This window comes from Flavobacterium gillisiae (genome assembly GCF_900107635.1).
Classification (GTDB): Bacteria; Bacteroidota; Bacteroidia; order Flavobacteriales; family Flavobacteriaceae; genus Flavobacterium; species Flavobacterium gillisiae.
The window spans coordinates 32,808-45,589 of sequence record NZ_FNRD01000008.1 but is presented as its reverse complement, the minus strand read 5'-3'; the positions used below and the strand labels follow the sequence as shown (position 1 = coordinate 45,589).

Sequence of the window (12,782 nt, the reverse complement as noted above, 5' to 3'; positions counted from 1 at the left end):
ATATAGAGACTGTTTTTTTTAATTCTAGATTCTAAAAACAAATAATTTATTTCATAAATCGTATGATTGCCATTTCAGTGACTAGAAATAGCAATGCAAAGATAACAAACCATTTCCAAATTTGATTGTCCAATCGGTTGGTTTGTAAAGTATCAAATACATTTGCTACTGAATCAATTACTTTATACTCAGAAAGTACGTTTTCATAGACTGCGCTAAGATCGCTTTCTCTTCTGTCGTAATTAAAACTAATGTTTTCCAAAAGTTCTTTTTGGTTGTAGATTCCGTAATTACCGGCTTCTTCTGGATAATCATTAAACGTTAATTTTACCTTATCATTGATGATTCGTTGCACGGGTATAAAACTTTCAGTTGAATTAGTAACGCTTAAGACCGCATCTTTCGATAGTGCAACATCAACCAAAAATGGATTTGAATCTCCAATAGTAAATGCGTTGATACCTTTTGGCTGGTTGTTCATTGCCATTTTATAAAAAGTGGGAACGATAAGAGGAGACTGTTGGAAATTTGAATTTGCAGTATTTATTGGAGCCGAAAAAACATACACGGTAGAAAGTGCATTTGGTAATGCAGTTAAGAAGGTACTTTGATCGTCATTATATAGTGCTGCCGGATTTGTATTTGATATTGTAAAGGAACCGTTTGTTTTCGGATATTGGAAATTAGTAATTCTGTTTTCAAAAACAGCTTTAAACAACGGGTGATTGAAATTGATTTTAGTGATTAATTTCTCGACATTTTCAAAAAATTTAAATTGGATGGCTCCAAAATTTCCTAGAAACTGGTTCAGGTTTGCTGCTGTATCTTTATCTGAAGGGATAACGACAAGACTACCGCCCTTTTCCACAAAAGAACGTAAAGTAGTTTGCAAAGCTTGCGGAATATCATCGAGTTCATTTAATATAATTACATCTTGTTTTTCAATGTTATTGTAATCTAATGAGCGAATAGTCGCATTAACAAAATTGAATTCATTTTCAGTATAAATCCGACTTAGGAAGTTACTTTTTTCGGGTTCACCAATGCTAATGATACTGGTTTTTTTTATTTTCGAAATAGTGAAATATAAAGTATTATCGTAGGTAAGACCATTATCAGTAATAGTAACATAACCGTGAAAGGGTTGTTTTGGAATAGTGAAATTAATGCTCTTCTTTTTAGTTTCAAAGTTGACTGCGGTTTTTGCAACTAGCTTGTTTTGATTGTAAACTGCAATTGGTACCGCTTTAAAATCAGTCCCATAATGTGATAATTCAACCGATATATCATAGAAATCATCTGATATTTCATTAATGTAAACGCTATCTATCGAAGTATTATTTTTTTGTTCTGCTTTTGGTATTATAAAATAAGGGACATCATTTTTATCCCTGTTTTTAAGTTGTTTTTCAGTTAGACCAACTGCATCTGTAATAATAATGATGTCTTTTTTAAATGCAGATTTATGTGCTTTTATTTTAGCCATAATTGGATCCAACTGAAAGGGTGAGGCACTGTATTTCAGATTTTGTAGAGAACTCCGAATTGATTTAATATCGGTGTCCCAAAAAATTTCAGAATTCGTCAACAAAGAAAAGGTAGTGTTTTCTGGAGTGTCTTCAAGTAATTCCTGAACGGCCCGTTTTAATAATTCTCCTTTTTTTCCCTTGGCCTGCATACTAAATGAATTGTCTAAAATAATATACATTTCATTTGTTGCATTCTCTTTGTCTTTTGCTTCAAAAAAAGGTTGGGCAAAAGCGACGACTATACAGGTTAGCAATAATAGTCGGCAACTAAGAAGTAGCCATTTTTTTATTTTAGAGCTTTTTCTGGTTTGAACAGATAGCGCTGATAGGAATCGAACATTAGTGAAGTATTCTTTTTTAAAACGGCGAAATTGAAATAAATGAACCAAAATTGGTACGATCAAAAGGAAGAGAAAGTATAAAATTTCAGGATGTTTAAAATGCATTCTTACGTCGAGTTTACTGCATTGGATTAAATTCTCAATGAAGTTGCAACCAAAAATACAAATTTGTTAACAGTTGTAAGACGCTAATGTTTAAATTTTTTATTGCAGACTCAATTTTCTTTTCTATTTATAACAAATCAAATTTTAATGAACTTTATATTCTTTAACAGCTGTAAACAGACTGCGATATATTATGTATTTTAGCTTTTAAATATAATTCACGAAAATGAAAAAACAAATTACTACACTTCTGTTAGCTTTAATGTGCTGCAGTATTCAAGCACAAGACAATAAGTTCAATTTGGTTATAGGTACTTATACAAAGGGATGTGAAAGCAAAGGGATTTATGTTTATGATTTTGATGTAATTACGGGTGATTTCAACTTTAAAAACACTTCTGAAAACACTGTAAATCCAAGTTATTTGACTGTTTCTGCAGATAATAAGTTTGTATATTCTGTAAATGAAAATGGTAAGGAAAGTAAAGTAAGCTCTTTTGGGTATACGCCAAGTAGTGGTAAATTAGATTTTGTAAATTCACAGAAGTCTATGGGAGCAGATCCTTGTTATATTATTAATGATGATAAAAATGTAATTGTAGCTAATTATTCTGGCGGAAACATTGGAGTTTTTGGTAAAAATAGCGACGGAAGTATTGGCGAAGCAAAACAAGTGGTTCAACACTACGGTAAAGGAAGTAACGTTAGTAGACAGGAAGGACCGCACGTTCATATGGTTCAATTTTCTCCAGACAAAAAGTTTGTTTTATCGAATGATTTAGGGAATGACAAGGTGTATTCGTATGAGTACAATCCAAATGCAAGTGCAGCTGCGTTAAAAGTAAAAGATAGCTTTGCTGTAGAAGCAGGAAGTGGTCCAAGACATTTAACTTTTAGTAAAAATGGGAAGTATGTTTATCTATTACAAGAACTTACTGGAGGTTTGACGGTCTTTTGTTATTCGAAAGGAAAGTTGAAAAAAGTGGATCAAACTACTATTTTAGTCAAAGATTTTAAAGGAAGTTTCACTGGAGCTGCGATAGATATTTCGCCTGACGGAAAATTTTTATATGCAACAAACCGTGGGGAAGCCAATACTATTTCAACTTTTAGAATATTAAAAAACGGAAAATTAGAATCTCAAGGACAAACAGGTACTTTAGGTAAAGGCCCAAGAAGTTTTGCAATTGATCCAACTGGTAAATTTCTTTTAGTAGCACATCAATATTCGAATGACATTGTTATATTTAAAAGAGATACTATTACGGGAAAACTAACGGATACTGGAAAAAAAATAGAGTTGTGTGCTCCGGTATGTTTGGTTTTTACTGCTAATAATTAGAATTCAATCTCCATAATAATTTGTGTTAGCTTATAAAAAAAAGGCTAGAAATGAAAATCATTTCTAGCCTTTTTTTTATTTTTAGTCTTTCGACTTATGGACTTTCAAAAGTCCTATTTGTTTTTGTCTTTTCTTTTCTTGTCTCTTGTTTTTAACATGTTACGATTGACAGATCCATGCGTTTTTTTCTTGGTGACACCAGGTCCTCCCAAATTGACTTTCTTATTCTTTTTACTTTTTTCTTGAAAGGCCCCATCTCCGTCAAGTGTTTTCTTTTTCATTAAGAACTTAACGACTTGTCTCTCTTTTTCTGGTTCAATTAACTTTGCTGAAACTTCCACCTCTTCAGGAAACGCTTCAATAGGTAATTCCATGTTCATTAAGACTTCAATTTCCACTTTTGCTTCTTCTTCTCTAGGGGCAATAAAACTAATTGCTTTTCCAGTTTTATCTGCACGTCCAGTTCTACCTATACGGTGCATGTATAATTCTGGCATCGCTGGCATCTCAAAGTTGATAACATGGGTAATATTAGAAATATCTAAACCCCTAGCCATAATATCTGTAGTAATAAGTCCGCGTAGATTTCCTTCTTGGAAAGAAGCCATCGTACTCAAACGGTAATTTTGTGATTTATTAGAGTGAATTACTCCAAATTGATCTGCAAAATCTTCATCGATACGAACGTGAAGCATATCTGAAATTTTCTTGTTATTTACGAAAATTAAAACACGACTCATGTCTTCATTTTCTTGTAACAAGTGTTTCAATAGATTTACTTTCGTATTAAAATTTGTTGCATTGTAAGCGACTTGTTTAATGTTTTCCAATGGTGTTCCAGAAGCCGAAAGAGTAACCTCTTGCGGATAATCAAAATAGTCATTTAAAATAGCATCTACTTCATCCGTCATAGTCGCAGAAAACAAGATGTTTTGACGTTTTTTAGGCATCATTGCCAAAATAGCAGTCAACTGAGTACGAAACCCTAAATTCAACATTTCGTCAAACTCATCAATAACTAGTTTTTGCATTTCTTCAAAACGGATCACATTGTCTAATGTTAAATCCATTATTCTTCCAGGTGTTCCTACAAGAATGTCGCAACCTTGGTATATCGTTGTTTTTTGGGTATTGATGTTCACACCACCAAAAATACCAACGGTACGGACTGACATATATTTGGTCAATTTTTCCACTTCCTCTACTACTTGAACTACAAGTTCACGCGTAGGGACAAGGATTACTATTTTTGGAGTATGTCCAGGAAGGAATTTGTATAATTTTAATAAGGGCAATAAATAGGCAAATGTTTTACCAGTTCCTGTTTGGGCAATTCCCATCATATCACGACCTGACATTATCACAGAAAAAGTTTTTTCCTGAATAGGAGTAGGGGTAGTAAATCCTAAATCGTCTATTGCTTTTTGGACTGATTTTGGAAGATTGAATTGCTCGAAAGTGGTCATAAAACGTATATTTTGTGCAAAGATACAATTTTTGAAAGTAAAGATGCTAATTGGGAGGCAATCTCCTATAATTACACTTTAGCGGCTTCTATTTTCAATAGCTAAAAATGTATTTTTTTTATTTAAATCGGAGATCCCAAGTTAAAGTGATATTGTAAATCCAAAAGTAATTGCCTTGATCAAAAGTAATTTCTTGATGTGTTAGACCAACTTGTGCTCCCCAAGCATTTCGTTTATTATCAGATGTGAAATAATAGCCCACGTTTATTTTTTGAGATTTCAAATCGACAACGGCATTTTCATTACCGCTGAAATTAAATTGGTTAATTTCAGGAGAAAACCCCATACCGATAGTAGCACCAAAGAAATTATCAGCATCACTCCTGTATTTTCTATAGGTAAATGTTCCTGAAGTACTAGTTCCATTATCTCCCGGAGTAATATAGGGGCGAAATGATAAATAGCTATTTCCAGTGTACCAACCTATGGAACCGGTATAGATGTTAGTGGTTGTACTGTATTTTAGAGAACGGAATCCAAGCGAGGCTTCTAAACTATGTGGTAATGATTTGTACAATTCCGCACCGTATCTTAAATCGGGAAAAAGGAAGGTATTGGCGAAACCAATATTTAAATAAGCATACAATCCCTTTGCTATTTTAGGATACAAATCAAATTCGATTTGCGTTCCATTTTCATTAAAACGTCTATTGACATTAAATTTACTTATAATGGTCCCGTATTTTGTTTGTCGGCTATAGTTTAAGGTGTAATACTGCATTGGGTCGAAAACTTCAGAGTAAAAGTCTACTGCAGCTATTACTCCAATGGTGTTTTTTCTTAACGTTTGATTTAAATTTGCTTTAAAGCTTAGCGCATTTTCATCCTGAGGATTTTTATCTAATATGGATTCAATGCTATTTAAGGCCTCAAGTGGGTTGTTCGTACTTTTTTCGGCTGTTGCTTTCAAATAAGTAAGTTCTGGATCTTCTGGGAAAAATTTCAATGCTTTTTTTGACATTTCTAAAGCAACAAATGGCGACTCACTCCAAGATTCATTTTTTATAGCAGCAACCCAGTTCGCTTTATTCTTAGGGTCTTTATCTATAACATAGGCAAACTCAGTCCTTGCTTTTTTATAGTCTCCGTCCCAAGAATAGGTAGTAGCCAGGAAAGTTCGAATGTCGTGATAGTCAGGGTATTTTGTTAAAATATGCCTAAGTGTATCTTGCGCCTGTTTCCGTTCTTGATTAAAAGCTAGATTTCGAGCAGTTTCAAAAGAGGTATCTGGGTTACCATTATATATTTTCTCTTGTGCTTGCATATGTAATGCAAAACAAAAAGAAAGTATAAAAGACAGTTTGGTCGTTATTTTTGAAATCATTCTTTAAAGGATTTTTTTATTTTAAGGTATTCCGTGTTTTTAGGATATTTTTTTATAATGCTATCCATAATTTTTTCAGCCTTGGGAATTGCATTTGTTCGTTGGTAAGCCTGAGCGAGTTTAACACTCAGTTCTGGACTTTTTACTTCATTTTTCAAAGCTAGTTTTGCAATTGTAATCGCTTTACTATTTTGGTCAGACCACCAGTAAACATCCATTAAGGCTAGGTAGCTATCCTCATAGTATGGAGTTCTTTTTATCACATTCAATAACTCTGTTTCCGCTTTAGGATAATCTCCATCCCATGCTAATGTTCGCGCTTTTAAAGTACGTACGTCACCATAATTAGGAAGTTCATTTAGAATGTAATTGCATAATAATCGGGCTTTCTTGCGCTCTTTGTTAAAGGCAAAATCACGGGCAAGGAAAAAGATTTCATCGTAGCTTAATCCTTTAGTAAGTTTTTTTATTGTAACCATTTCTTGCTCAGAAAACTGGAAAGCAGGCTGAGTATAGATGTTGAGGGCATTGGATATAATTTTATTCTTTTTAGTCAGGTATGCATTTAATTTTTTAGCTTCGTTTAAAGAGTCCCCAATCGTTTTTAATAGCGCTGCATCATTTATTTTTTCAATGTCGAAATTGGCGTTGATTTTAAATAATTCGCCATCAGAATATAGATAGTCTTTATAGATATAGTCATTTATACTTCCTTTATAACGCATTAAAGGAATTTGGTGAATGTTTCTAAATTTTTTGACAGTATCTAGACCTTGGCTCATCCATGTTGTTTTTTCCATTTTGTTTAATTTATAATTATTCATTAAAAATGAAATTAAACTAGGAGTTACATCCCAATGAGAAGAAATAGATTTAAAGCTTTCTGCTTTTTTTAGCATCGGACTGTAGATGTACAAAGGCACATGGAAGCGACATAATTTGTCTTTTTGATTAATAGGAATCAACCTGTGATCTCCTGTAATTATGAATATGGTGTTTTTGTATTCAGGTCTTTTGGCATACGATTGCATAAAGTTCTTGATAGAATTATCAGTATACAAAAGACAGGCAAAAATATCTTTGTACGCTTTAATCTCTCCTTTGTTTATTCCTAAATTAGGATTAGCATTTGCAATGCTATCGACCTTTTTTAGATATACATTTTTTGAAGGAAAATCAAAAGGCTCATGATTAGATAAGGTCATGATTATATCTAGGCGTGGCTCTTTTTTGCCATTTAAATCTGACAGTGTTTTTTTAAATATCTCTGCATCGGGATATCCCCAAGAGAATCCACCTGAATTTTCTTTTGTTTTGGTAAAGCCAGAACCAAATTTATTTACATCAATTACATTATCAATTCCGTTGTATTCTAAGAAGTTAATCTTTCGGTCAAAACTGGATTCATCTCCACTATAATAAGAAGTAGTGTATTGGTTTGCTTTTAGAATACTAATCAAAGAAGTATGGGATGGTAACGGATTAAGTTCTAGAAATCCTTTTTCGCCGTAAGGCAAAGAACCTAACAATGAGGGAACAACTCCAAAAGTTCTTCCGGCATTACTAATGAAATTTTCCCAGTAAAGTGATTTTGGAATCATAGAATCTAAGAAAGGTGTAAATCCTCTATAGGTATTTTGTCCAATGAATTCACTCCCTAAACCTTCTACGATGATCATTACGATATTTGGTTTTTCTTCGTGAATTTCAAAAAACGGACCTAAAACATCTGGGGTAGAACTAAAAGGCTGTACTAAGGGATATTCCTTTTTGTAGAATAAATTGTCAGTGTCAGTTAAGCTTTTGTCATTTTGAAAGCGGATAATATCGCTTGTGAAAAAGTACATTTTATTTTGATAATTCGAAGCCGAAACATCGGGTATAGATAGCTTTAAACCTCCCAAAATCAAAACAAGTACAGCTGCAGTAATGTAAATCCCCTTTTCCGTGGTAAATCTAACAAAGGCACTATTGATACCTAAATAAACCATTGGAAAAAGAATAAAAGGTAAGAAGTAGAGGTAAGACAAAGATTCTGATGCGGTTACAGTAGTATACATGTCATCCATCGAGTAGCCTAAAATGTCAGCTCCCAAGTTGATAAGTGTAGTCAGGCTGTACTTTACTAATGCAAACTGGCCAATTATAATCAAACAAAACAGTACTTTTATCAGTATTTCATCTATAGGTTTTTTAACGAATACAAAAGCAAGGTACAAGGGTAAGAATAATAAACCAATTATTAATCCTGTCCAGAAATCATTTAATAATTTAAATGATAACGTAGTGGTAAGGTCTTGTATTTGAATTCCGCTTGCAGTTTTAGAGTAGATTTCAAATAATGTAATGAGCCAAAAAGTAAATATTAAAGAGAGTGTTAGATAAATATATCTAAAGCCATTTTTAAAAGAAAATGCATTCTTTTTTTTCTCTGTGTTCTCCATATTTTTTAGACTAATTTTTTGTTTGTGTGTTGCTCATTCCTTTTCTTGTCATTGCTCCCCATTTCTTTTTTTTATTGAAATAGTAATCTATATTCCCCATTACGGCGGAATATAGTATAAAAGGATGAATGATAAAAGGCTCTGTGAAAGAAATTATAACCATTTTTAATCCTGTTCCCTTTTTTTTGTATTGATGATAGGTAAGCTCTTCAGAAATGATGGCTATTATCGAAAATAATACAGTGAATAAATACGCTACAAGTATAAAAGCAATAGTGTAATCCCATCTGACTTTACCGAAAAAAACAAGAAGTCCAAAATACAACAGACCAAGGATTTCTACTATAGGAGCCAGCCTTTCGAATAAAAACCAATATGGATAGCTTAGGAGTCCCATAGCGCCGTATTTCCTATTTAAACCAATTTTTCTATGTTTTCTAAGTGTTTCTATAGTACCGCGAGTCCAACGGTTTCTTTGAGAGATAAATGTTTTGTAATTGTCAGGAGCCTCGGTCCAACAAAGAGGATCAGGGATATAGGCCACTTTATATTTCGGTTTGTCTTCCAACTCTTCCATATATCTCCTCATACGAACGATGATTTCCATGTCTTCCCCTACAGTATGAATGTCATAGCCACCCACTTCAATTGCTATCTTTTTATCAAATAATCCAAAAGCACCTGAAATAACGAGCAAGCCATTTAATCTGCTCCACGCCATTCTTCCTAATAAAAATGCTCGTAAATATTCCAGAATTTGTCCTTGTACCATCATGTTTTTAGGAAGGTTAACATCGATTAACTTCCCTTGTTTAATAATACATGAATTTGCAATTCTGATTACACCGCCTGCAGCGATAACCTTCGTGTCCGTCGTTTCTAAAAAAGGTTTGATTAATTTAAGTAGCGCATCTTCAATTAACAAGCAATCTACATCTATACAAGCAACATATTTGTTCGTACTGATATTCAAACCCATATTTAACGCATCAGCCTTTCCTCCATTTTCCTTGTCAACAACTATCAACTTTTCAAATGCTGGATTAGTTGATTTGTATATTCCATCCCTTATCGGTTGGGTAGGTATTTGTTCATTGATGAGGAAGTCCACTTTAACCAGATTATAGGCTTCAATAAGTTTCTCGAGGCTATCATCTTTACTACCGTCATTTACGATAATTACATCGTAATTAGCATAGTGGCAGGAGAGGAGTGATCTTACATTCTCAATAATATTTAAACTCTCATTATATGCTGGGGCAATAATGGAAATAGAGGGAGAAATGTTAGAGGATAATATTTTGTTATAGTTTACAAAGCTGTTCTTTTTCATGTACTCGATACTCTCAATTACAGATATGATTCCCAGAACAATATAAGAGCCTATAAGCATAAAACCGTATAGAAAAAATAGAAAACGAATAACAAGGATTGTATTTTGCATTTAAAAAAACAATTAATTTGATTCGACAAAATTAATAATTTTTATAAACTGAGGGTCTAAAGACAGATCTTTAAAACTATTAAATTCATCCAGACTCAATTCTTTTAAGATTTTAAGTGCAGAGTATTTAATTTCGAAATTTGGATTTAGGATATTATCCAGTATAAATGGCTTGTCGGCCAATTCGTATGTCTCTTCTATCATTGCGAAAAAAGCGATTTGTTCTTCTAAATCGAGTGTGTTAAAATTAGTTTTTAACTCATTTTTTGCTTCTATAATATCGAGGTGGCTTATAATGTGGATTGCTTCAACTCTTACGTTAACATTTGGATGCTGTAAAAGAGCAATAAGTTCCTCTTTTACGCCGTATTGGTTGTAGATTTTAGCAAGTTTTAATGAAAAAAAGACTACAGATTCATTTGATGATTTTAACCAAGACGAAATATCTGAGATTTCCTGAGTTTTATATAACTGCAGCACTTCCAGTAATTGAATTTGATCCCATTCTGATATTGGAGTTTTTATTTCGTTTAAAAAATCCAGACCTTTAAAATGAAATAAATTAACGAGGTACAATTGCATTTCACTACGCACTTCACTTTTCGGGTGATTTAAATGCTCTTTAACTAAATGTTGGACTTCTTTTACTTCAAAAAGGGTAAGTTCCCTAATTCCTTCAGCAATTAAATTCCATTTTTTATTTTTTAATTTGGACAGGCTGTACTCTTTTAAACCGGTTTGAATGTAGAGTTTATCAATAGACTCAGCCATTTCTCCAGAAATCTCATAGCCTAGTTTCAACATTGTTGCAATTAAGATATCTTTTCTATACGATTTGCTTGTTCCTTTTTTTAGGCCTTCAATGATTAATAGTTGATCTGAACTAATTTCTTTACTATCAGGATCACCGGCATACAAATAGGTGATAATGGCAGTTTCAAATTCTTTTTCTAATTTGTTTTTTGACTTTTCATTTCTGCGTAAGGTACTTCTTAAATATTTCAGGTAGATTATGATTGTAATAACTAAGAACAATAGCATAGCAATGAGAAACCAGACAAATTCAATGATTAAATCAGATTTTTCAAAAAGTTCAATAAAATAATTAAAAACAACCATATTGTTTAACGTAAAATTCGCTGTACACGATTCATTAATTCATTAGGGCTAAACGGTTTACTCATAAAGTCATTAGCTCCTAGTTTGAAGGCTTTAAGTACAACTTCTTCCTGACCAGATGCTGAAAAAACGATTATGGGAGTTTTAGCGAATAATGTATTACGAACGTGACTAATTACTTCTAAGCCACTGATAAATGGCATCATAATGTCAGTTAGAATTAATGCAGGACTGTGCTCTTCAATCAATGCGATCGATTCTTTTCCGTTTTCTGCAATCAAAAGCTCGTATCCCTCTTTCTCTAATCTGAACTTAAGTAGTAACGAAAGCATCGAATTATCTTCGGCTAGTAAAATTTTTTTCATGTTAATTTTTGTATAATAAATTCAGGGTAAAATTGATTAACTACTCTACTAATGTATACGTAATGCTTTCGGTTTCGGTTTTGTTTTTTTTAATAATTATTAATCTCGTTTATTAAAGTATTCAATTAGAATAGCTTAATGATAAAAACAAAAAAAAATTCAACATTTGTACAACGCTAAAATAGTATAATTTGTTTTATATTATACGATAAAGTACTAAATACATCGATTAAACACACTTAATTGCGATATATGTAGGAATGTATATGTTAAATATTAAGGTATTCGAGTTGTGGTTTTGGTTTTTTTAAAGAAAAGGTATTGAAAAATATAAAATTAATGTAAAGGAATACGTGTAATTTATTATCTAAAATCCTTCAAAAATACCCAAACCAAAGAGTGCAAAGTCATATTTAACTGGGTCGGTAGGGTCAAGTTTTCGTAGTTTTGCATCTAATTCAGCCACTGCTTTGCCATCATTTTGTTTCCGTGTTAAGAGGCCCAGTTTTCGGGCGACATTACCGGAATGGACATCTAAAGGGCAAGATAGAACTGCAGGGGGAATGCTCTTCCATATTCCCAAGTCAACTCCTTTGTTGTCTTGGCGGCACATCCATCTCAAATACATATTGATGCGTTTTGCGGCGGAGCCATTCATAGGATCTGATACGTGTTTTTGGGTACGGTACTGATGTGGGATTTCAAAAAATATTTTCTTAAACTCAGAGATGCTTTTTTGAATTGATGCTGGCTCTTGATGTTTAGAGAATATTGCTTCTAAGCCATTGTGGTTTAGATAAATATTCTGGAGACTTTTTATAAAACTGCTAAAATCCTGTCCGTTAAAAGTACGATGTACAAAAGTCTCGATCCTTTGTAAATCATCGTCAGAATGAGACATCACGAAGTCAAAAGGGGCATTACCCATCAAATCAATCATGCGATGAGAATTTTTGATAATCATAGTACGATTCCCCCAGGCAATTGTAGCGCTTAGAAAGCCTGCAATTTCAATATCTTCTTTTCGAGTAAAGAGATGAGGTATTTGCACTGGATCACTTTCTATGAAGTCGAGTGTGTTGTATTGAAGTACTTTTTCGTCGAGAAAATCTTTAAGTTCTGATTTGTTCATTATGGGAACTGGATAACATGGATTAAAACAGATTTACACAAATTGTGAAAAAATTACTAATGATAGCAAATAAGCTTAGCCCAGATAGAAGTGAAAATCCTTTTTATCTCG

9 protein-coding genes are annotated in these 12,782 nt (G+C 32.9%); 1 reads left to right on the top strand and 8 read right to left on the bottom strand.

Annotation, left to right across the window (positions count from 1 at the left end):
- Positions 1 to 46: 46 nt before the first annotated feature.
- Entirely contained in the window at positions 47 to 1,975 is a 1,929-nt protein-coding gene (locus BLV35_RS11905; protein WP_091090207.1) for a vWA domain-containing protein, read from the bottom strand.
- A 226-nt stretch (positions 1,976 to 2,201) separates the two neighbouring features.
- Here BLV35_RS11905 and BLV35_RS11900 point away from each other — a divergent pair, with 226 nt between their 5' ends.
- Complete coding sequence (locus tag BLV35_RS11900; protein WP_091090204.1) at positions 2,202 to 3,317, top strand: lactonase family protein; 1,116 nt, start codon at positions 2,202 to 2,204, stop codon at positions 3,315 to 3,317.
- Positions 3,318 to 3,430: 113 nt separating this feature from the next.
- On the opposite strand, the gene BLV35_RS11895 is transcribed toward BLV35_RS11900, so the two are convergent.
- From BLV35_RS11895 to BLV35_RS11865, 7 genes are all read right to left on the bottom strand, one after another.
- The gene (locus BLV35_RS11895; RefSeq protein WP_091090201.1) at positions 3,431 to 4,783 is read right to left on the bottom strand and encodes a DEAD/DEAH box helicase; all 1,353 of its coding nucleotides are present in this window, start codon (positions 4,781 to 4,783) and stop codon (positions 3,431 to 3,433) included.
- A 118-nt stretch (positions 4,784 to 4,901) separates the two neighbouring features.
- Complete coding sequence (locus BLV35_RS11890; RefSeq protein WP_091090198.1) at positions 4,902 to 6,167, bottom strand: YaiO family outer membrane beta-barrel protein; 1,266 nt, start codon at positions 6,165 to 6,167, stop codon at positions 4,902 to 4,904.
- A complete protein-coding gene (locus BLV35_RS11885; protein ID WP_091090196.1) occupies positions 6,164 to 8,611 on the bottom strand; it encodes an LTA synthase family protein in 2,448 nt (815 codons plus the stop codon). Before BLV35_RS11885 ends, BLV35_RS11890 begins: the two co-directional genes overlap by 4 nt.
- 10 nt (positions 8,612 to 8,621) lie before the next feature.
- The gene (locus BLV35_RS11880; protein ID WP_176980611.1) at positions 8,622 to 10,055 is read right to left on the bottom strand and encodes a glycosyltransferase family 2 protein; all 1,434 of its coding nucleotides are present in this window, start codon (positions 10,053 to 10,055) and stop codon (positions 8,622 to 8,624) included.
- A 12-nt stretch (positions 10,056 to 10,067) separates the two neighbouring features.
- The gene (locus BLV35_RS11875; RefSeq protein ID WP_091090195.1) at positions 10,068 to 11,174 is read right to left on the bottom strand and encodes a hypothetical protein; all 1,107 of its coding nucleotides are present in this window, start codon (positions 11,172 to 11,174) and stop codon (positions 10,068 to 10,070) included.
- A gap of 5 nt (positions 11,175 to 11,179) precedes the next feature.
- Positions 11,180 to 11,539 (bottom strand): response regulator transcription factor, encoded by a 360-nt coding sequence (locus tag BLV35_RS11870; RefSeq protein WP_091090193.1) that lies wholly within the window; start codon positions 11,537 to 11,539, stop codon positions 11,180 to 11,182.
- A 367-nt stretch (positions 11,540 to 11,906) separates the two neighbouring features.
- A complete protein-coding gene (locus tag BLV35_RS11865; RefSeq protein ID WP_091090189.1) occupies positions 11,907 to 12,671 on the bottom strand; it encodes a TIGR02757 family protein in 765 nt (254 codons plus the stop codon).
- Between the last annotated feature and the right edge of the window lie 111 nt (positions 12,672 to 12,782).